This is a genomic window from Marinitoga hydrogenitolerans DSM 16785, assembly GCF_900129175.1.
GTDB classification, from domain to species: Bacteria; Thermotogota; Thermotogae; order Petrotogales; family Petrotogaceae; genus Marinitoga; species Marinitoga hydrogenitolerans.
On the sequence record NZ_FQUI01000004.1, the window covers coordinates 30,752 to 52,227 of the forward strand.

19 protein-coding genes and 1 riboswitch are annotated in these 21,476 nt (G+C 27.8%); of the genes, 4 read left to right on the forward strand and 15 right to left on the reverse strand.

All coding sequences use genetic code 11. The annotated features are described in order from the left end of the window. Window positions 1–2: 2 nt before the first annotated feature. Window positions 3–1,280, reverse strand: coding sequence for an ArsB/NhaD family transporter (locus tag BUA62_RS01990; protein ID WP_072862914.1), 1,278 nt, complete (start codon window positions 1,278–1,280; stop codon window positions 3–5). 122 nt (window positions 1,281–1,402) lie between these two features. Then, window positions 1,403–2,380, reverse strand: a complete 978-nt coding sequence (locus BUA62_RS01995; protein WP_072862916.1) for a thiamine ABC transporter substrate-binding protein — start codon at window positions 2,378–2,380, stop codon at window positions 1,403–1,405. Between the two features lie 78 nt (window positions 2,381–2,458). After that, window positions 2,459–2,568: riboswitch (TPP riboswitch) on the reverse strand. A gap of 264 nt (window positions 2,569–2,832) precedes the next feature. On the opposite strand from BUA62_RS01995, the gene BUA62_RS02000 reads away from it, so the two are divergent. After that, on the forward strand, window positions 2,833–3,417 hold the full coding sequence (locus BUA62_RS02000) for a TetR/AcrR family transcriptional regulator (protein WP_072862918.1): 585 nt from the start codon (window positions 2,833–2,835) through the stop codon (window positions 3,415–3,417). A gap of 16 nt (window positions 3,418–3,433) precedes the next feature. Further along, window positions 3,434–4,879 (forward strand): radical SAM/SPASM domain-containing protein, encoded by a 1,446-nt coding sequence (locus tag BUA62_RS02005; protein WP_072862920.1) that lies wholly within the window; start codon window positions 3,434–3,436, stop codon window positions 4,877–4,879. Between the two features lie 314 nt (window positions 4,880–5,193). Here BUA62_RS02005 and BUA62_RS02010 read toward each other — a convergent pair whose 3' ends face one another. The 13 genes from BUA62_RS02010 to BUA62_RS02070 all read right to left on the reverse strand — a co-directional run bounded on the left by BUA62_RS02010 (window position 5,194) and on the right by BUA62_RS02070 (window position 18,610). Next, complete coding sequence (locus BUA62_RS02010; protein ID WP_072862922.1) at window positions 5,194–5,790, reverse strand: RloB family protein; 597 nt, start codon at window positions 5,788–5,790, stop codon at window positions 5,194–5,196. Beyond that, window positions 5,787–7,028 carry an AAA family ATPase gene (locus BUA62_RS02015; protein WP_072862924.1) on the reverse strand — a complete coding sequence of 414 codons (1,242 nt, stop codon included), beginning with the start codon at window positions 7,026–7,028 and terminating at the stop codon, window positions 5,787–5,789. Before BUA62_RS02015 ends, BUA62_RS02010 begins: the two co-directional genes overlap by 4 nt. Before the next feature lie 308 nt (window positions 7,029–7,336). Next, window positions 7,337–8,557, reverse strand: coding sequence for a GAF domain-containing sensor histidine kinase (locus tag BUA62_RS02020; RefSeq protein WP_072862926.1), 1,221 nt, complete (start codon window positions 8,555–8,557; stop codon window positions 7,337–7,339). Window positions 8,558–8,670: 113 nt separating this feature from the next. Next, on the reverse strand, window positions 8,671–10,071 hold the full coding sequence (gene cysS / locus BUA62_RS02025; RefSeq protein ID WP_072862928.1) for a cysteine--tRNA ligase: 1,401 nt from the start codon (window positions 10,069–10,071) through the stop codon (window positions 8,671–8,673). After that, a complete protein-coding gene (gene gltX / locus BUA62_RS02030) occupies window positions 10,065–11,525 on the reverse strand; it encodes a glutamate--tRNA ligase (protein WP_072862930.1) in 1,461 nt (486 codons plus the stop codon). Before gltX ends, cysS begins: the two co-directional genes overlap by 7 nt. A gap of 2 nt (window positions 11,526–11,527) precedes the next feature. Beyond that, a complete protein-coding gene (locus BUA62_RS02035) occupies window positions 11,528–12,064 on the reverse strand; it encodes an NUDIX domain-containing protein (RefSeq protein WP_072862933.1) in 537 nt (178 codons plus the stop codon). A 2-nt stretch (window positions 12,065–12,066) separates the two neighbouring features. After that, window positions 12,067–13,209, reverse strand: coding sequence for a SpoIIE family protein phosphatase (locus BUA62_RS02040; RefSeq protein ID WP_072862935.1), 1,143 nt, complete (start codon window positions 13,207–13,209; stop codon window positions 12,067–12,069). Then, entirely contained in the window at window positions 13,184–13,609 is a 426-nt protein-coding gene (locus tag BUA62_RS02045; protein WP_072862936.1) for a cytidine deaminase, read from the reverse strand. Before BUA62_RS02045 ends, BUA62_RS02040 begins: the two co-directional genes overlap by 26 nt. Continuing rightward, the gene (locus BUA62_RS02050) at window positions 13,584–14,918 is read right to left on the reverse strand and encodes a hemolysin family protein (protein WP_072862938.1); all 1,335 of its coding nucleotides are present in this window, start codon (window positions 14,916–14,918) and stop codon (window positions 13,584–13,586) included. The genes BUA62_RS02045 and BUA62_RS02050 overlap by 26 nt, the downstream gene beginning before the upstream one ends. 12 nt (window positions 14,919–14,930) lie before the next feature. Continuing rightward, window positions 14,931–15,812, reverse strand: coding sequence for a YitT family protein (locus BUA62_RS02055; protein WP_072862940.1), 882 nt, complete (start codon window positions 15,810–15,812; stop codon window positions 14,931–14,933). A gap of 3 nt (window positions 15,813–15,815) precedes the next feature. After that, on the reverse strand, window positions 15,816–16,952 hold the full coding sequence (dnaJ, locus tag BUA62_RS02060; protein WP_072862942.1) for a molecular chaperone DnaJ: 1,137 nt from the start codon (window positions 16,950–16,952) through the stop codon (window positions 15,816–15,818). Between the two features lie 2 nt (window positions 16,953–16,954). Continuing rightward, window positions 16,955–17,587 carry a nucleotide exchange factor GrpE gene (locus BUA62_RS02065; RefSeq protein WP_084670656.1) on the reverse strand — a complete coding sequence of 211 codons (633 nt, stop codon included), beginning with the start codon at window positions 17,585–17,587 and terminating at the stop codon, window positions 16,955–16,957. Window positions 17,588–17,599: 12 nt separating this feature from the next. Next, entirely contained in the window at window positions 17,600–18,610 is a 1,011-nt protein-coding gene (locus BUA62_RS02070) for an HrcA family transcriptional regulator (RefSeq protein ID WP_072862944.1), read from the reverse strand. A gap of 114 nt (window positions 18,611–18,724) precedes the next feature. Here BUA62_RS02070 and BUA62_RS02075 point away from each other — a divergent pair, with 114 nt between their 5' ends. Together BUA62_RS02075 and BUA62_RS02080 are read left to right on the forward strand one after the other, a co-directional pair. Then, a complete protein-coding gene (locus BUA62_RS02075; RefSeq protein ID WP_072862946.1) occupies window positions 18,725–20,212 on the forward strand; it encodes a UDP-N-acetylmuramoyl-L-alanyl-D-glutamate--2,6-diaminopimelate ligase in 1,488 nt (495 codons plus the stop codon). Beyond that, complete coding sequence (locus BUA62_RS02080) at window positions 20,209–21,465, forward strand: UDP-N-acetylmuramoyl-tripeptide--D-alanyl-D-alanine ligase (RefSeq protein WP_072862948.1); 1,257 nt, start codon at window positions 20,209–20,211, stop codon at window positions 21,463–21,465. The genes BUA62_RS02075 and BUA62_RS02080 overlap by 4 nt, the downstream gene beginning before the upstream one ends. Window positions 21,466–21,476 lie beyond the last annotated feature (11 nt).

Consider the following 21,476-nt stretch of genomic DNA (forward strand, 5'->3'; position numbering starts at 1 on the left):
TTCTATATTTCTAATAAAATATATAAATATAAAGACGAAATTAATAAGCCTAAAACGGCTATCTTCATACCAAGTTTCATAAAATCCGTAAATCCAACTTTTCTGTTAAAGTTACTTTCAATCATTCCTACTATAACCATATTAGACGCAGCTCCACTTATAGTACCATTTCCACCAAAACTTGCTCCTAAAGCCAATGCCCACCATAATAAATCGCTATTGGGAAACGTTCCTATAAGTCCACGAACTATAGGAATAAAAATTGTTGCAACAGGCACAGCCCCCATAAAAGCGGCTAAAATTCCAGATCCCCATAATACTATAAGCAATAATACATATGGATGTGAAATAAAATTATATATCAAATTTGTTACATCTTCTATAACATGTACATCTTCCAGCGCTTTTACAATAGCAAATAATCCAACAAAGAAAAATAACGTATCCCATTCTATTTCATGAGAAATTTCATCAAAATCCTTTTTTGATAATAATAACATTATAGCTCCACCTGTTAATGCTATTAACGCCGCTTCATAATCCAAATATTCATGTATAAAAAAACCTAATATTACAAGAGTAAATACTATAAGACCTTTTTTTAGCAAGTTATAATCGACAATAGCTTTTTTTGGATCAGCTTTTAACAACGTCTCTAATTTCTTTTTTTCCACTTCTTTTAATTCTTTATGTTTAGAAACAAAATAAAATATAGAAATTAAAAGAGTAGCCAAAGCAGGAATTGACATAATCATTAAAAACTCCAAAAAACTACTTCCAGAAGCACTTCCAATTAAAATATTTGGAGGATCACCTATCATTGTTGCGGTGCCACCTATATTAGCTGCAAAAATCATTGGAAAAAGAAATATTTCTGGTTTGATTTCTATTTCCTGACAGATATATATTATAACAGGTGAAAATAGAATTAGCGTTGTTACATTATCTAAAACACTTGAAAGGATAGCAACAGCAAGAAGTGTAAAAATAAATATAGAAATTACATTTCCTTTTGACTTTCTTACAATATATATAGCTATTGCCTGAAATAATCCTGTTGTTTTTAATATCCCAACGATAATCATCATACCAAATAAAATTCCTAATGTATTAAAATCAATAAAATCTCCCACATTTTCAACTTTTAAATTTTCGGAAACCTTTAAAAGAGAAATCAACAATCCCATACTAAACGCAATTACTGCCTTATTCCCTTTTCCAAAAATAATCAAATAATAAGTAAAAAAGAAAATCAATAAAGTAATAATTTTCAATATCATTCTATCTCCCCCATTCATGTATCTATATTATACATCAACTCATTAATTTTTAGTAATAAAAAATGAGGCCATAGCCCCATTTTTTATATTTATTATTTCTTTACTTTCTACATTTTTCTTTTTTACTGCAACATTATTTCTTCCCATTCTTCAAGCCATTTTTCCATATTTTTGTCAATTTCTTCTGGTTTTACTGTGACTACTTTATCTGGAATAATTGCATACTTAAAAGCTTCTGGTAATTCTGTATTTACAACAGGAAACATCCATTGATTTAAAGGAATTTCTTTTTGAAAATCATCGAACAGTAAAAATTCTATAAACCTTTTAGCTAATTCCAAATGTTTTGTTCCTTTTACAATTCCAGCTCCTTCTATCTGAACATATGCCCCTTCTTTTGGAATAAATGCTTTGTATTTTGTTGAATTATAATAATAATATGAATAAGCTCCATCTGTTGCATAACTTACCATCATTGGTGCTTCTCCTGACTCAAACTTGGCAAAAGCTTCACTCCATCCTGGCGTTACTGTTAAAATTGCTGGTTTTAATCTTTTCCAAAAATCTTTCCATTGTTCTTTATAAACAGCTATTGTCCATAATAAAAACGCCTGACCTGTGCTTGATGTTCTTGGATCTTGAATAATAAGCTTTTTATTCAATTTTGTCAAATCTTCAAAACTTTCTGGTATGCTTTTTATTTTTTCTGGATCATAAACAATTGCAATTGCACCATAATCATAAGGAGTTAAATAATAAGTTTTGTCATACAACAAATCCATATTTTTTATCTTATTTATATTTAAAGGTTTATACGGAATAATAAGTTTTTCTTTTATAGCTAATACCGACAAAGATTGATCAAGTCCTATAACAACATCTGCTTTAGGATTATTCTTTTCAAGTTTTAATCTTGCTAAAACATTTCCCCCATCACCTAAAACAACAACGTTTACATCTATACCATACATTTTTTCAAATTTTTGGACAGTTCCTTTCTTAATCCAATCTAAACTATCATACACATAAACTGTTAGTGCATCAGAAAAGATTATCCCAATTACAAAAAGGCTCATTAATACCATCAAAACTTTCTTCATACACTACACCTCCCTAAAAATTTAATAAAATTTTATATAAAAAAATACGCCTTCCGGCATTGGAAGGCGTAAATTACACTCTATTAACTCCCGCTCTCCCTACGCCGGTATTACCCGGATCAGGTGCTGGGGTCTAAGGCTTCCACCTTAATCTCAGCTCCGGAATAGGAGCTCCCCCGGCGGTTATACAAGCTTATTATATCATTATTTATAATGAAAATCAAGTAATAAAAAACATTAACTAAAAGTAACAATATGGTTGATATTTTTTTACACCTTTGACTAACCAGTCAGTCATTTTTTTAAAATAAAAAAAACTTGTTTAATTGCTACTTTTATAACTTAATAAACTGACGGTTCAATTTTATGACTTATTTTGTCATATTTGAAACTGTTTGTTAAATGTATTATAATATAATTGACTAACCAGTCAGTCATGAGAGGTGTTTTATATGGCAGGTAATATTTCAGAAAAAAAATCTAATTACAAAGAACAAAAAAAAAGAAAAATTGCAGAAAATGCTTTAGATCTTATTTTAAGTAAAGGATTATCTCACTTTACAATGGATGATGTTGCTAAAGAAACGGGAGTTTCTAAGGGAACTTTATATTTATATTTTGATAGTAAAGATTCTTTGATAATCACATCTTTTGGAATACTTGTAGAACGACTTAAATACTATTTATCAAATCTTTTACCTCAAGAAACATCAAAAGAAGAAAAAGCAAAAGCCATCATTAAACTTTATTCAAAAATAATAAAAGAATTCCCTTCTGATGACTTATTAAGACTTTTTGAGATATTGATAAATTCTATTCATGATAAAAAAAGACTTAAAGAGCTTGGCAATTTATTCCATGATTATTATACTCAGTTGTTTGATTTATGGTCTGAATTCGTACCTAATAAAACAACAGCTATTATATTACAGGCTATGATCGATGGAATTGGAATCTATAAATCAGTTGGGGTAGAATTTAAGGAAGAGGAACTTTGTTCATCTTTAGAATATATAATAGGAAAATTAATGGCATAAAAAGGAGGGGTTTTTTATGAAAATCCTTGACAGTATGAAAAACATGATGATGAAACAAGCTTCAAAATTGGTAACTAATGTTGTACGAAACTCTGATGTGGAAGATTTAGCAAGATTATTAAGAACATTGTCGAATTTAGCAAAAGAACCAACAAAAAGTGGTTTAAGAAAATTAGCTGAAGGTGCAGAAAATCATGATCCTATGCTCGTTAACTGGTCAAATCTTTTTAAAAGATCTAATCCTAAAGTTGTAGAAAAGATTATAAACAATTTGATTATCAATGAGTTTGCTGTTGGTGAAAAAGTACGTCAGGAAAAAATGCACGAACATAAAGTTGTATTACCAAAATTGGCTGTTATTAGTCCAACTTATGCATGTAATCTAAATTGTGTTGGATGTTATGCTGGCTTGTATGGACATAAATATCAATTATCAAAAGAAGAGTTATTTAGTATAATTAGACAATTTAATGAATTAGGAATATATTTCTTTGTTATTACAGGTGGAGAACCTTTTATATATCCTCATTTATTTGAAATGCTCGAAGAATTTAATGACTCTTATTTCATGGTTTATACTAACGGAACATTGATGACAGAAGAAAAAGCAAAAAAATTAGCCGAATTAGGAAATGCTACACTTTCAATATCTATTGAAGGTTTTGAAGAAATGACTGATTGGAGAAGAGGAAAAGGTGTATTCAAAAAAATCATGCATGCGTATGAATTATTAACAAAATATGGCGTAATTTATGGAGCTTCAGTTACTGCTACAAGAAAAAATCATAATTTAATTATGAGTGAAGATTTTTGGAATTTCTTAAAAGATCATAATGTTGCTTATGTTTGGATATATCAATTTATGCCTGTTGGTATGGATCCTACAATGGATTTGGTACCAACACCTGAACAAAGATTCGAAAGATTTAAGATTACAGAAAAAATGAGGCTTGGTGGCGATTTTGCTTTTGTAGCTGATTTCTGGAATCACGGATTCTTAACACATGGTTGTTTAGCTGCAGGTTCAAAATATTTACATATTAATGCAAAAGGTTATGCAGAACCATGCGTTTTCCAACAATTCGCAGTTGATAATATTAGAGAAAAAACTATACTTGAAATTTTAAAATCTCCGTTCTTTGAAGCTTATAAAAAGACTATACCATACTCAAACAACCTATTTAGACCATGTCCAATTATCGATAATCCAAAAGTATTTAGAGCTATGGTAAAAAAATTCAACGCCATACCTCAACATCCTGGTAGTGAAAAAGTTATAACAGAATTAGCACCAGAAATTGATAAATTAGCTGAAGGATGGAAACCTTATGCTGATAAATTATGGTATGAAAAAGGTTATGCAGAAAAATATCCTTCCAAACGTGGAATTTATAATTATGAAACAAGGATGAGAAGATATGCTAATAATGAGGAAAAACTTGCCTTAGATAAAAAAGGATAAAAAAAACTCCCCCCAAAAATGGGGGAGTTTTTATTTATTGGTTTTCTTGTTTTACTGTATATTTAACTCCAATATTTGCAACAAAATGATCTAAAGAAATAAAATTATTAAAGTTATCATTAAAAAAATAAAAAACTAAATATGAACTAAGAAACTTTAGAGAACTTTTGCAGTTTTTCTTCGAGAAGCAAAAAATAATATAATTATGGTGTATTTTCCAAAAGTTACGAGGTAAAAAATTTTATTAATAAGCTGCATTTATACATAATTTTGTGTGTTATATTTTGTATTCAGTTTTTAGAATTATAGATATATTATCTTTCATATTTTCTCAATTCTTCAACCAATTTATAAACATTTGTATATGGATTCTTTTTAGAATAACTATTTATAACTTTCTTTTGTTTTTCCAAATTTTCAGCATTCTTTATAGCTAATTTCATTTTATCTTTTAATCTTTCATACATATCTCCAATATTTTTTTCATATTCAGGAATTTTTTCTTTTAATTTTCTCAAACAATGTTCTTTGCTCAAAGATGTTTGATAAAAAACAAAGTGCAATAAATACCATAATTCAAAACATGGATTAGAATATATAGGATTATAACCTTTTTTCTTAATTTCTTTTATAGATTCGTCAAATTTTTGATCATCTATTTCATCTTTGTCAAATACAAGCCATACCTGATCAAATTTTTCTTTTTTAAAATATTTCTTTGCTGCTTTTAATAAAACATTTGCTCCTCTTCCTTCTCCTTCAACTTTAACATATGCATTTGATACTTCAAAAGAATCAAAATAATATTTTTCTGTTTTTTCACCTTCGCATACTATTAAAATCAAAGGTTTAATTTCTCTTGTATTTTTTCTTCTTTTGCCTTTTTTGCCAAAATAACCTTTTCGACTCATTTGATATCAAATCCTTTTAAGATTTTCTTTAGATATGGAATAGCACCATATTTTCCATTTAAATATTCTCTTTCAAAATTCGCATTTTTTCTTACACCTTTTATTTCAAGGAGGGAATATAACTCTGATTTTCCATATTTATCTTTACTTACAAACCATATCTGATCTCTACTAAATAATTCCGAATCTAAAATGATTGTATTATGTGTTGTAAAAATCAACTGTGCATTCTTTTTGTTTTTTTCTGAATGAAAGAGTTCTATTATTGTTCTTAATAATAATGGATGAATTCTTGTATCAAGTTCATCTATAAATAAAACAGTCCCGTTTTTTAGGGTCGCTAATACAGGTCCTAAAATATTAAAATATTTTTTTGTTCCATCCGATTCTTCCTTTAAAAAATTAAATTCAACATTCTTTATATAATTATCTTCATCATCAAAAAATGGATGATATGTCACAAGTTTATTCAAATAAAACTTTTTATCTTTTATAGATATAATTCCAATATCTCTTGAACTTAATGAAGACTCTTCATCTATTTTTAATGCTATTCTTTCGTTTTTAAAATCGTTTATTCCTATATCGGCATTTTTTAATATATTTAAAAATTCTTCCTTATCAATTATACCCTTTTCTATTAAATCTAAAGTAACTCCTGGAGGAAAATCCGGAGTAATAAAGTTTATATTTTTAAAAAACTCCACTATTCTAGTTGCAATTTGGCTGTTCCATTGAGCTAAAGAAGATAGAAAAAGTGTATTTTCTTTCGTTTTTTCTTCAACACCTTTTCCTTCAGAAAATTTTCCTCTTTTGAATTCTTGCCAATCCCTTTCAAATATCCTTGCTTCACGCCCTTTAGGTCTGTGATAAAGCCACTCGCTTTCAATTTTACTATCTTTTATTGAAAATCCATATCTATAATAAACATTATTTATAATAAATCTTCCTTCAAATATCATAGGCTCATTTACGAGCTTTTCACTCAACTTAAACCTTTCATCAGGAATTTCAAACCCAAAAATCGCTGAATTTAAAATAAGATATATATAAAATTTAAAAGCTTTAAGTAAATTACTTTTTCCTCCTGCATTTGGACCATATATTGCTGCAGTTTTTAATAATCTGAATTTTTCAGCTTTAAAAAAATGTTTCGATTCTTTATCATCTGCTATCATTGAAAATTCCGTTTTCTTTGCAAAGGATTTAAAATTGTAAAAACTAAAATCTACTAACATAATAACACCTCACAAGTATAAATATTTCTAACAATTTATTATACTAAAATTATATACCATAATATTTTAAATGTCAAATTTGAAATTTTTATTCATATTTTATATATAAAATTAAATTTATCTATAAATTATTACTTAATATAACTAATAAAATGTTGGATATAGCAAAATCCATATCCTAGCTTATCTTTATATTATTTGCTTAATCGTTAAAACATTAAACGTTCTACTTTTTACTCTGCAAATCCACAACATAATGGTAATATTAATAACAAAACTCCCCCAAAAATGGGGGAGTTTTGTTATTATTAATGTATTTTTTGAGGAAATCTAAGCTCTACAGTTGTCCCTTCTCCGACTTTAGAATCGATACGTATTCTACCTTTTAGCTTTTCTATTAATTTCTTTACTATAGCTAAACCCAAACCGCTTCCAGGCTTATTTTTCGCTAATCTAACAAAGGGCTTAAATACATCTTCCAACTTATCTTCAGGCATTCCTGGACCACTATCTTTTACAATAATTATATATTCTTTTGTTTTTTCATCAAAATCTATGCTGACATTTACATACCCTTGATCTGTATATTTTATAGCATTACCAACTATATTAACCAAAATTTGTTTCATTTTAATCGGATCTGTTTCTATCATTTCAGGAATATTCTCTCCAAATTTGATATTTAATTCAACTTCAGGAGATAACTGTGGTTCAACAATAGAAATTGATTCATAAATAAGAAATTTCAAATGAACTTCTGAAATATTAAGTTCTTCTTCTCTATTTAGCTTATTAAATGTTGAAAGATCAGTAATTAATGAGTTCATATGTCTTGAACTCATATATATTCTTTTTACCAAATCTATTATTTCATCCTTTGTCAAATCTTTATTGCCTCTTAAAATACTTTCTGCATATCCTAATATTGCCGTTAACGGTGTTCTAACTTCATGCGTTATAAAACTTAAATATATACTATTTAATTCATTTGCATTTTTTTCTTCATCTCTTAGTGATTTCAAAGTTAAAAATGTTGATGCAAAACTACCAAAAATCTTTAATGATTTTTTTGCTGTCTCACTAAATCTTTTTAATTTGAAATTATCAATATAAATATGCCCTTTTACTTTGTTTCCAACTTTTAAAGGATATGCCAAAGTTATCATTGTTTCGTGTTTCGCATGAATAAGTTTTACATTATCTTGAAATAACTTTGATGGACTTGTAAATTCCTCAAAAGAATTTATCTCAATTATATCCATAGAATCAAGATATTTATGTATATAAGCATCTTCCAACGGAACAACAAGATTTTCAATAATTCCTTCTTTATAATTATATCCTGCTACTGCCCTATACAAAGTATTGTCTATCAACCAAATTGACCCAGCTTCTGCTTCTGGAATACTTTCAATTGCAACTGATAATAATTTCTCCATAAATTCCTTTTCGTTTTCTTCCCCTGTAAATCTAGAAGAAAGTTCTGCCATTAGTTCAAAATTAGATAAAATATCGTTTTCGCAATTCATCACCCTACCTCCATTTTTCTTTTTCTTTACAATTATAACACATTTTTTACACTTGTCAAATATAAAATGAAGAATTTTTCATAATAAAAAAACCGGGATTTTTCCCGGTTTTTTTATTCTATTATGTATTTTGTTCCATCTGGTGTATCTTTTAGTACTATTCCTATATTTTTCAGTGTATCTCTAATATAATCACTTAATTGAAAATTTTTCTCTTTCCTTAATGAATTTCTTACACTTATTATCAAATTCATCAATTCTTTTGTTTTTAATGTTTTTTCCTCTTTCGTGGGTAATTCAAATATTCCTAATATTGGACCAAACTCATTTCTAATTAAATGATATGTTTCTAAAACTCTTTTTTCATTATTTTCATCAAATGATTTATTCAATTCATTTGTTAATTCAAAAATTAACGCTATTGCTTTTGGAGTATTAAAGTCCAAAGCTAAATTTTCTATAAATTCATTAATCTTATCTTCCATATATTCTGATTTTGGTACATATGGAACATGATCGTTATATTTTTCTTCTACTCTTTTCAATGCCTCATTAACCCTTTTTACAGATTTTTTCTGTGCATTCAACCCTTCTTCTGTAAAGTCAAGCGGTGTTCTATAATGTTTAGACAAAATAAATGTTTTTATTGTATCAGGATCATATGACTTAACTAATTCTCTTACAAGCCATATATTACCTATAGATTTCGACATTTTTTCCCCAGAAAATTTTATCATTCCATTATGCATCCAATACTTTGCAAATGTTTTTCCATGTCTTGCTTCAGATTGTGCCTTTTCATTTTCATGATGTGGAAATACTAAATCATTTCCTCCTGCATGTATATCAAAAGAATCCCCCAAAAGGCAATTGGACATAACAGAACATTCAATATGCCATCCTGGTCTTCCATTTCCCCATGGACTTTCCCAATATGGTTCTCCTTCTTTAGCCTTTTTCCAAAGTGTGAAATCCAAAGGATTTCTTTTCTTTTCAGATATTTCAATTCTTGATCCTGCAATCATGTCCTTTGGATTTCTATGGGACAATTCTCCATATTTTTCGAATCTTGTTACATCAAAATACACATCACCTTGTGATTCATATGCAAAACCTTTTTTTATTAAATCTTCTATAAATTCAATTATTTCAGAAACATAATTGGATGTTTTTGGATGATAATTTGCTGGTCTGATTCTTAAATAATAAGAATCTTTCCAATATTCTACTATATATCTTTCTGCTACTTCTTCAAAAGGAACTCCTTCTTCGTTAGCTTTATTTATAATTTTATCGTCAATATCTGTAAAGTTTTGAACCATTGTTACTTTATACCCTATATACTCTAAAAATCTTCTAAATGCATCAAAAACTATCATAGGTCTTGCATTACCAACATGAATTAGATTATATATAGTTGGGCCACATACATACATTCTAACATGATTTTTTTCAATTGGTTCAAAATCTACTAATCCACCTTTAAGCGTGTCAAAAATTTTTACCTTTACCATTTTGCCACCACTCTTTCCAATCTCTGAAGGACTCTGCTCCTTCCAATTAAATGAATAGTTTTTACTAAATCTGGGCCTTCAAAAGAATCTGTTAATATTTTTCTTAATGACATATAAAAAGGTTTTTTCTTTGGTTTTGATTCTTTCATAGCTTCTTTTATATTTTTTAATATTGTTTCTACTTTCCAATCTGGGTCATTTAAAACTTTTTCGTATATTAATTTTATTGTTGATTTTACTCCATCTGCCTTTAAGAAATCTGTTAATTCTTCATTATCAAGATCTACTTCAAAATCCTTCAAGAATGTCTCTAATTTATCTGGAATTTGAGACAAATCTTCTACTGATTCTCTTACTATATCTATAGCTTCAGTTACCCATTTTTTATTATTTTCAAATTGCTCTTCAGTTAACAAACCTTTTTCAAGAATAAAAGGTTTTGAAAGCTTTACAATTCTTTCGAGATTTGCTTGTCTTATATATACACCATTCATCCATTTTAATTTTTCATTATCAAATATTGCTGGACTGGAATTTACCCTGTTTAAATCAAAATTTTCTATCATTTCGTTTAAAGTCAATATTTCTTTTCCTTCTGGATGTGACCAACCCAATAATGCCAAATAATTAACTAAAGCCTCTGGAAGATATCCTTTATTTCTAAACTCTTCTACAGATGTTGCTCCATGTCTTTTTGATAATTTTTTTCCATCCGGCCCTAAAATCATTGAAACATGTGCAAATTCTGGAATTTTTACTCCAAAAGCCTCATATAATGCTACCTGTCTTAATGTATTTGATAAATGATCATCTCCTCTTATCACATGAGTAATTTCCATTGTCATATCATCAATTACAACTGCATAATTATATGTTGGTAATCCATTGCTTCGCATAATTATAAAATCTCCTATAGCTCCTTCGCCAAATGTAACGGGCCCTTTTATTAAATCGTTAATAGAAAATGCTTTTCTTGGCATTTTAAAAAATACTACAGGTTTTAATCCTTTTTCTTCAAATTCCTTTTTTCTTTCTTCTGTGTTATATGGTTCTAATAACTCATATGAATAATGTGGTGGTTTTCCCTCTTTTGATAATTTTTCTTTTATCGCTTCCATTTCTTCAGGATAAACATAAGAATAATATGCTTTACCTTCATTTATCAATTTCTCTGCCATTTTTTTATATATATATTTTCTTTCACTTTGCCTATATGGTCCATATTCCCCTTTTACATTCGGGCCTTCATCCCAGTCTAAACCCAACCATGTTAAAGCATCTATCAATTGATCTTCTGATTCTTTTGTTGATCTTTCAATATCAGTATCTTCAATTCTCAATACAAAAACTCCATTATGTTTTTTTGCAAAAAGATAATTGTATAAAGCTGTTCTTGCACCTCCCACATGTAAAAATCCTGTTGGACTTGGTGCAAATCTTACTCTAACACTCATTTCTATATCCCTCCTATTAGTTTTGCTCTTGTATATGCTGCTATGGTTTTTGCATCTGTTATTTCATTATTCAAAATCATTTTTTCAAACTCTTTAATATTAATTTTTTTTACTTCTAAAAATTCATCTTCATCTAAATTCATTTCTGATTCCTCAAAATCTTTAACTAAATATAAATGAATTAATTCATTTGAAAAACCCGGTGTTGTGTGTATATATCCAAGATAGATCCATGTTTTTGCTTTTTTTCCTATTTCTTCTTCTAATTCTCTTTTTCCACATTCTAATGGCTCTTCACCTATTTCGTCAAATTTTCCTGCTGGTATTTCTAACAAATGCCTTTTGATAGGAAATCTATATTGCTCAACTAAATATACATAATCATCTTCAACTGGAAGTATTGCAACAGCACCAGGATGTACAACAAATTCACGTGTTGATTTTTTTCCATTTGGTAGTTCCACAATACTTTTTCTTACATCCAATAATACTCCTTTAAAAATCTGTTCTTCATTCAATTCTCTCTCTTCAAAATTCATATTTATTCCTCCTGTTTTAACACTAACACTGTTATATCATCATCTGGAAAATTAAAATCCAATAATGTTTCAAACTTCTTTTTAAAGTCATTTATAATTTCTTGAGGATGATTATATTTTTTTGACGTTAAAAATTCATATAATCTTTTTTCAGAAAAATTATCTATTTCCAAAATCCCATCTGTATAATAAATTATAAAAGAATCTTTATCTATAGTTTTATTATATATATTCAAATTGTTTCTGTCAATCAAACCGACTCCCATAGGAAATTCTGTTCTTGAATCATATTCTATTTTTTTATCTTTTTTCAAAAAAATTATTTCTCTATGGGCTAAATTTGCATATTCTATTTTATCTTTTGAAATTATTGAGAAAATACCAGTAAAATACATCCCATCAAAAAAATATTCTTTTGTATTTTCTTCCAATTTTAATATTATTTCTTTTAAATCTATTATTTCATTACCCTGTACTATCTGCTCAATTTCTTGACGTACTATTATAGATAAAAGCGCCGAAGTAACGCCATGACCAGATATATCATATTCATACGCAAAAACTCTATTATCACCTATAGGGACTACACCTATCATATCTCCAGACGTATTATGTGAAGATATATATATATAATCAAACATAACATTATTAATTTTTTTTATTTTTGGTAATAAATTTTTTTGAACATTCCGAGCAATTTTTAAATCCTTTTCATAACTTTCTAAAGTTTTTTTTAATTTTTTCTGGGCATTATAAAAATCCAAATGTTTTTTTATCCTCATTATGATTTCATAGGGGTGTGCAGGTTTTATTATATAATCAGATGCTCCAACTTGAAATGCCTTTTCTTTAATTTCTAATACATTTACCGTAGTTAAAAATATAATGGGAGTATCTGGTTTTAATGCTTTTATCTTTTCACAAACTACAATTCCATCTATTTCCTGAAGATTTTCTTCCAGTATAACAATATTTGGCTCATATAACTGAGCCATCTTCACTCCCTCAATTCCATCTCTTGCCTCATAAATTTTAAATTTTTCATCAAATTCTAAATCTTTTAAAACTTTATTCTCATTAGAAAAAATATACTTTATAAAAAATCTATGATCTTCATTCTCATCTATTATTAGAATCTTTACCATCTAATTCTTCTCCAGAAAAACCATATGGAAGCAACTCTTTAACACTCATTTTTTTTAAATCTTTTTTTAAATTTGTTAAAACAACTTCATTAACACCAAATTCTGCAATTACCTGCCTACATGCTCCACATGGACTTATAGGAGTTTCTGTATCTCCTATTACAACCAACGTTTCAAATTCGGTTTCACCTTCAGAAACAGCTTTAAATATAGCTATTCTTTCTGCACACATAGACAATCCATATGAGGCATTTTCTATATTAGTTCCTGTATATATTTTCCCACTTTTAGTTAACAATGCTGCTCCAACTTTAAATTTGGAATATGGTGAATATGAATTTTTCATAGCTTCTTTTGCTTTTCCGTATAATAATTCAATTTTCTCCTGATTTGTTTTCATTAAATTCCCCCTTAACTGTTATCTTAACTTTATCTATTTTATTTTTCGATACTGATACAATTTCAAATATAACTCCTTCTAATGTAATCTTCTCTCCCGCTTTCGGGAATCTCTCAAACTCTTCTAACAACAAACCTCCTATAGTTTCAAAATCTGTTTCTGGTAATTCTAAATCCAATTCTCTTTCAATATCATTTAATGGTGTCGTTCCATTTACCAAATATGTGTTTTTACCGAGTTTTACAATGTTTATTTCTTCAGAAACAATGTCATATTCATCCAATATTTCTCCAGTTAATTCTTCTAATATATCTTCTAATGTAACCAACCCTGCAGTTCCACCATACTCATCAACGACAATTGCCATATGCGTATGCTTTTCTAAAAAAAGTTTTAAAACATCTCTAACCTTCATTGTTAACGGTATGTATTCAACTTTATGCATTAAATTTTTTATGTTTATTTCTAAAATTGATTTGTTCATGCCTTCTTTTTCAATTATTTTAAAAACATCTTTTGCATAACATACTCCTATAATATTATCTATTGATTCTTTATATATTGGTATTCTGGAATATCCTTCTTCATTAATAATTTTGATTAATTTTTCCAATGTATCTTCATCAGAAATGCCAACAATATCAACCCTTGGTGTCATTATTTCTTTAACAGCAATTTCTTTTAATTCTAATCCTCTTTTCATTATAAATTTTTCATCTTTTTCGATTACCCCTTCTTCATGGCCTATATCAAGATAATTCATTATTTCATCTTCTGTAATAAATGGTGCCTCGCTTATTTTTTCTCCACCAAAAAGTTTAATGAAAAAATTTGAAATATTTACCAGCAACCAAATTATAGGTCTTAATATATATGTTAAAAATGAAATAACTGGAAATATTATATTAAAAAATTTCTCTGTATTTTCTCTAGCATAAACTTTTGGAGTTATTTCACCAAAGATTAAAATCATTAAAGTTAATATTCCCGTTACGATTCCAACTACTCTTCCGGGATTTCCTGGAATAAGCTCAATAATAAAAGCTGTAGTTAAAGATGATACCAATATATTTACTAAATTATTCATTACAAGGATTGTGGTTAATAGTTGATTGGGATGATGAAGAAAGTGATGCAATTTTTCTTTTGTATTTTCATCATCCTCATTTTCAATTAAATCTTTAACCTTTAATCGACTCATTGATGTTAATGCTGTTTCAGAAGCCGAAAAAAAAGCTGATAAAAACAACAAAGATATTATTTGTAAAATCATAATAATTACTTGCTTATAACTACTGGGGTCTTCCACTTTTAAGTCCTCCTATCTCAACCTTTTAAATCCATACCCAAGTGTTTCTGAATTTGGGATTATACTTATGAAAGCTTTATCATCAATATTTTTTATAATTCTTCTGAGTTCTCCTATTTCTCTTCTTGTTAATACAATCATTAAAATATTTTTCTCCTCTAATGTATACCCACCTTTTCCATTTAGAAGAGTTACGCCTCTATCTAACTTTTCAAAAACTTCCTTTTTAATTTTATCATATTTTTCACTTATTACCAATACCGTTCTCGTCGCTTCAAATCCTTCAACAACTGTATCTATCATTTTAGATGTAACAAAAATGGTTATAACCCCAAACATAGGAACTATTGGATTAATCAAAAATGCTGACATTGTAACTAATGTATCTACTAATAAAAGTCCTTTTCCCGTAGAAATATGAAAATATTTATTTATAATCATCGCTATAATGTCTGTTCCACCTGTCGAGGCATTACGCCATATAACTAATCCAATTCCAATTCCTGCTAAAACTCCTCCATATATAGCACTTATTAGCAAAGGATCTATTTGAATTTGTGTATTTAATAAAATATTTTTCATCATTGTATCTAAATGCAATACCTGTTCAAAATAATCAATTAGAAAAGATAACAATAAAGCGGCATAGATGCTTTTAAATCCAAATCCAACACCCAAAAGCCAGAATCCCAATGCAAATAAAACTACATTATAAATCAACATTTGTAACCCTAACCACCAACCAAAAAGATTTTTCAAAACTATAGCTAATCCACTAACTCCACCTGCAACTATTGAAAACGGGTCAAGAAAAAGAACTATTCCTAAGGCAGTTAGTATTGTCCCTATTGTTATTAGTATATAATTAATACTTTCTTTTTTAAGTCTTTCCAATTCTTATTCCCCCAATTTTTTTAATTTTGCTATCTCTTTTAATAATCTTTTCTCCCTCAATCCTGGTTTTTTAAACTTCACATTTATTTTAACATATAAATCACCGTATTTCCCCGTTCTAAAGTCTGGTAAACCATGACCTTTTAAAACTAACACAGTTCCGGGATTGGTACCTTCTGGAATTTTAACTGTAGTCTTACCATTTAGTAATTCTAATTCAACAGTACTACCTAATAAAGCCTGAACATAATCAATATCTATACTTGTTTCTAAATTATTACCATTTCTGATGAATTTAGGATTCCTTCTAACATTTACTTTTATAATTAAATCTCCAGCAGAACCCCCATTTTTACCATCATTTCCTTTATTTGGAATTCTGAAAGTATAACCATCTTCCACACCTGCGGGTATTGTTATATCTATTTTTTCTCTAACTATATTTTTCCCACTTCCATGACAAACATTACATCTCTCATTAATTATTTTACCTTCGCCATGACATGTTGGACATTGATAATTTCTTACAAATACACCAAAGAAGGTCCTTTCTTCTTCTTTTATAGTCCCTGAGCCATTACATCTTGGACATGTTGTGAAACTTGTTCCGTTTTTTGCTCCGGTTCCATTACATGCTTTACATGTCACATATCTATCATATTCTATATGTTTCTTTATATCATTTAAAACTTCTTTTAAATCAACAGAAATAGAGAAAAACTTATCTTCTCCTTTAATAGGAGGTTTAGAGGTTCTCTGTCTTCTTTGTGATGTCGTGCTTCCTCCACCCATAAACATATCAAAAATATCAGAAAATGTTCCTCCAAAATTACCAAAATTGCCGAATAAATCTTCGAATAAATCTTCGAATCCTCCTCTTCCTCCACCTTGATTAGGTGGTGGCATTCCGTTTTCTGGAACAAATCCAAATCTGTCATATAATGCTTTCTTTTGAGGATCGCTTAATACTTCATAAGCTTCCTGTATTTCTTTAAATTTTTCCTCTGCTATATTTTTATTTTCTTGATGTCTATCTGGATGCCATTTTTTAACTAATTGTCTATATGCCTTTTTAATTTCCTCTGGTGTTGCATTTCTTGAAACTCCTAATATTTCATAATAATCTTTTCTTTGATTCAATATTATTCACCCCTTTCTGCATCTTTTTTTTCATCTTCTTTTTTATCTTCTTCCTGTTTTTTTTGCGGTTTTATTGCTACTTTTACTTTTGCCGGTTCAATTATTTTGCCTTCCAATTTTATTCCTGGTGATTCCAAACTATATACATGATACTCTTCAACTTCATCTGTTTCAACTTTTTCTATTGCATCATGTTCAAACGGATCAAATTTATCATTTTTATCTGGCATAATAAATTCAATACCAATATCTTCTATTGTTTTTACAAATGATTTATAAATCATTTCAACACCTTTTGCAAATATATTAAGATTTTCTTGATTTTTCATCACGATTGAAAAGTTCTTATATATTGGTAATAACTGCTTTATAACTCCTTCTTTAGTTTCTTTTTTTATTCTCATTTTTTCTTTTTGAACTATATCTTTATAATTTTCAAAATCAATTTTTAATGTAATTGCATAATTCTTTATTTTTTCATATTCTTCCATCAACTTTTCTTTTTCAACTTTTTGACTTTCTAATTCTTTTTTTAATTCTTCTATTTCCTTTTTTAAAGCTTCCATATCTTTATCTAATGCCTTTTCTTTATTTTTTATTCCTTTTATTTTTTCTTGTTTTTTCTTTTGTGGCATTAAAATCCCTCCTTACAAATTTTTTGATATGATTTTAGATAATCTAGAAGTATATTCATTTAAAATCGAATATATTTTTTTATAATCACTATATTTAAATGTTAGCAAAACAACCTTTCCTAAAGGATTCGCATTATGGCAATATGAAGTTTCAATCATAATAAAATTTTTTAATTCATTCATACCAAATTCATTACCAATAGTAGCTTTTATACCAATATCAAAAGATTTTAATGAAAGCAATTGAACCTTTATTTTATCTTCTTCTACAATCTTTGATAGGAAAAGTATCTCTTTTGTGTTAAAATATCCTAGAGATATAATTCTCGCTAAACCATTTACAATAAATTTATTTCTAAAAAATTCTTCAGCTAATAAATAAACCAGATTATATAAATTCATTAATCTAATATCCTGTTCTTTTTCAATACTTTTTGTTTTTATTAAATTAATAATTTCATGCATGGTTTTACCAACAAGCCCTTCATTTAAAATCTTTTCAAGCTCTTTAGGTGAAGGAAACCCAAACTTTTCAACAGTCCTTGTTATAGATAATCCAAGATTGGTCATTAATGTTATTTGATAAAAATTATTTGTTAAATCTGCAACAACTGCCCTGGTAATAAATATATATCTTGAATCCGGGAGTTCTAAAATTACAATGCTGTCGGTTAATTCTGCAAGCATTTTTGAAAATTTATCAAACATAATATTTATATCATAAAATTTATATTCTTGCGGTAATTCTATATTTTTACCTTTTACAGAAAAGCTTTCCTTTATAGCCTCAAAATATAATCTTAAAGCTTTATCTGTTGGAATTCTTCCCGCACTTGAATGCGGTTGAAATATTAAGTCTAAATGTTGCAATTTCTGCATATCATTTCTTATAGTTGCAGAACTAACATTTAAATTAGACTTTCTTAATATTTCAGATGAACTTATAGGTTTTTTTTCTTTGATAAAATTTTCTATAATTGAAAATAAAATTTTCTTTTGTCTATTACTTAATTCTTTTGGCATTTTATCACTCCTTTTTTTTGAGTGCTAATTATATGATAACATAAAAAAAGGGTTGTAAAAAATTAATTATTGGTGTAAAATTAGTTAAGAAATGATATATGGGAGCGTGATATTATGACTGGCCATGAAATTATTGAAATTTTAAAGGACTTGATAATTGAATATGATTTTCCTTTGGAAAAAAATTATACATTCTTTACAAATAATACAAACAAAATAAAACCGGAATCGGTTTTTGTTTGTATAAAAGGTGCTTATTTCGATGGCCATGATTTTGTAAAAACAGCAATAGAGTTTAAAGCTTCTTTAATCATTGGAGAAAACCCCAAAAAAATCCCGTTATCTCACCCTTACATTCTTGTGAGCGACACAAAAAAAGCTTATGCTTTGCTCAATTATGCATATTATAACATAAATTTTGATGATTTTAATTTCATAGGTGTTACTGGAACAAATGGAAAAACCACTGTAATTTCTTTAATCCACTACATTTTGACGCAAGGAGAAAAAAATAGTTCTTTAATTAGTACTGTTGGTATTAAACTAAATGATGAACTTCTTTATGAACCATACAATACTACGCCAGGTGTAGATGAAATTGCAAAAATATTAAGCCTTTCAAAAGAAAGGTCTATTAAAAATATATGTCTTGAAGTGTCTTCACATGCTCTGGATCAAAAAAGAGTATACAAAATCCCATTTTCAATTGCTATTTTAACAAATATTACTCGTGACCATCTTGATTATCACAAATCATTTGAAGAATACAAACAAATCAAATTTTCATTATTTAAACAATTAAAAAAGACTGGATATGGAATCATAAATTTAGACTGCATAAATATAAAAGAAGTTCCATTAGAAAAAGATAAAATAATTACATACGGTTTTAATGAAAATTCAGATTATGTAATTTCGAATGTTGAATACAACAATGCCCAAATGAGTTTTATTATTACCGAACCTGATGGTACAGAAAATAAAATCCATACACTTTTAATAGGTGAGTATAATGCACAAAATATAACAGCTGCATTTATTGCTTTAAAAGTCTTAAATATTGACAATGAAATTATCAGACATGGTCTTTTAACTTTCAATGGTGTCCCAGGTCGTTTCCAACTTGTTGAAAACACCAAAGATATTGAATACAAGGTTTATATAGACTTCGCACACACTCCAGACGCACTTGAAAAAGTGTTAAAAAGCGCAAGAAAAATTACTAAAGGCAGGATAATTTTAGTTTTTGGTGCAGGTGGAGCCGCTGATATAGGAAAAAGAAAAATAATGGGTGAAATAGCTTCAAAATATAGTGATTTAATAGTCATAACAGATGATGATCCAAAAGATGATGACCCAGAAGAAATAATAGAACATATTTTAGAAGGTATAGATAAAGAAAAAACCTTTATTGTTATCAGAAACAGAAAAACTGCTATAAAAGCTGCTGTTAGCTTTGCTTCAAGAGATGATATTGTTATTATTGCTGGTAGAGGTCATGAAAAATTTCAATTATATGAAAATGGCAAAAAAATACCTTTCAATGACTATGAAATTGCATATGATATAGTTCAAAAGTTTAGAAAGGTGTTGAAAAGATGAATATCTCACATTATGAGATAGATTCCAGAAAAATAAAAGAAAATGATATTTTTATCGCAATTAAAGGAGAAAAAAACAATGGCCATGATTTTGTAAATGACGCTTTAAAGAAAGGCGCTAAAACTGCTATTGTTGAAGAAAAAAGAAATTACATTAAAGAGGTTATTTTGGTAAACAATGTTATTGACTATATAAATGAAAAAGCCTCTAAACTGCTAAAAGAAAGATCAAAGATTAGAATAGGTATAACAGGATCAAACGGAAAAACCACTACAAAATTTTTTTTATTTCATTTATTATCATATGGGTTTAATGTTTTCACAACAGAAAAGAATTATAATACTGAAATAGGTCTCCCTTTAAGTATATTAAACAATTTTAAAAATCAACCTGTTTCTGTTTTAGAAATGGGACTTAGAAAAGAAAATGATATTGAATATCTTTCAAAATATTATAATCCAAATATTTCTATTATTCTTAATATTGGAACAGCACATATAGAATTTTTTAAAACAAGAAAAAAGATCGCTGAAGAAAAATTAAAAATTATTTCATATGCTGAAAAACCAGGATTATTATTCATTAATGGTGATGAACCATTGTTAAATATAGAATATCCAAAAGATATTAAAGTTTTTAGATTTGGTGAAAAAAACGATAATGATGGCTATTTATTGGATTTTGAATATTTAAAGGGTAATACACGAGTTTATTATAATATTTATAATGAAAATCTAATGCTTACTTTACCTGGAATTTGGAATAAAGGACAATTAATTGATGTTTTAGCCTCATTAATGGTTTCATTGTATTTTGAAATTCCACTTGACCCATTTTACATTTCAAATTTTTCTTTACCAGAAAAGCGTTTTGAATTAAAAGAGGTCGGATCGAGTATAATTATAAATGATGCTTATAACGCATCAAAAGAATCATTTTTTAGTGCTTTTGAAAGTATCAAAAAAATGAATATAAACAAAAAAAAGATATTATTAATGTCCGAGGTTCTTGAAATTGGTGATATTGCCCAAAAATATCATCAGGAAATTGTCAACAAAGCGTGTGAAATTTTTGATAAAATATACTTTTATGACCCTCAAAATAAATTTGATTTCAAAGATATTATTTTTTTAAATAAAAAAAATGACATTATAAAAATTTTAAAATCAGAAAATTCTTTGATTTACGTAAAAGGGTCAAATGGAACTGGGCTCTGGAAAATTGTTGAAGAATTTATAGAATCATCTAAATGAATTTTCACCAT

Bases quoted from the DNA above. Each gene is read 5' to 3' on its own strand.
- BUA62_RS01990 (WP_072862914.1), bottom strand. From the start codon at position 1,280: ATGATATTGAAAATTATTACTTTATTGATTTTCTTTTTTACTTATTAT.
- BUA62_RS01995 (WP_072862916.1), bottom strand. From the start codon at position 2,380: ATGAAGAAAGTTTTGATGGTATTAATGAGCCTTTTTGTAATTGGGATA.
- BUA62_RS02000 (WP_072862918.1), top strand. From the start codon at position 2,833: ATGGCAGGTAATATTTCAGAAAAAAAATCTAATTACAAAGAACAAAAA.
- BUA62_RS02005 (WP_072862920.1), top strand. From the start codon at position 3,434: ATGAAAATCCTTGACAGTATGAAAAACATGATGATGAAACAAGCTTCA.
- BUA62_RS02010 (WP_072862922.1), bottom strand. From the start codon at position 5,790: ATGAGTCGAAAAGGTTATTTTGGCAAAAAAGGCAAAAGAAGAAAAAAT.
- BUA62_RS02015 (WP_072862924.1), bottom strand. From the start codon at position 7,028: ATGTTAGTAGATTTTAGTTTTTACAATTTTAAATCCTTTGCAAAGAAA.
- BUA62_RS02020 (WP_072862926.1), bottom strand. From the start codon at position 8,557: ATGAATTGCGAAAACGATATTTTATCTAATTTTGAACTAATGGCAGAA.
- cysS (WP_072862928.1), bottom strand. From the start codon at position 10,071: ATGGTAAAGGTAAAAATTTTTGACACGCTTAAAGGTGGATTAGTAGAT.
- gltX (WP_072862930.1), bottom strand. From the start codon at position 11,525: ATGAGTGTTAGAGTAAGATTTGCACCAAGTCCAACAGGATTTTTACAT.
- BUA62_RS02035 (WP_072862933.1), bottom strand. From the start codon at position 12,064: ATGAATTTTGAAGAGAGAGAATTGAATGAAGAACAGATTTTTAAAGGA.
- BUA62_RS02040 (WP_072862935.1), bottom strand. From the start codon at position 13,209: ATGGTAAAGATTCTAATAATAGATGAGAATGAAGATCATAGATTTTTT.
- BUA62_RS02045 (WP_072862936.1), bottom strand. From the start codon at position 13,609: ATGAAAACAAATCAGGAGAAAATTGAATTATTATACGGAAAAGCAAAA.
- BUA62_RS02065 (WP_084670656.1), bottom strand. From the start codon at position 17,587: ATGCCACAAAAGAAAAAACAAGAAAAAATAAAAGGAATAAAAAATAAA.
- BUA62_RS02070 (WP_072862944.1), bottom strand. From the start codon at position 18,610: ATGCCAAAAGAATTAAGTAATAGACAAAAGAAAATTTTATTTTCAATT.
- BUA62_RS02075 (WP_072862946.1), top strand. From the start codon at position 18,725: ATGACTGGCCATGAAATTATTGAAATTTTAAAGGACTTGATAATTGAA.
- BUA62_RS02080 (WP_072862948.1), top strand. From the start codon at position 20,209: ATGAATATCTCACATTATGAGATAGATTCCAGAAAAATAAAAGAAAAT.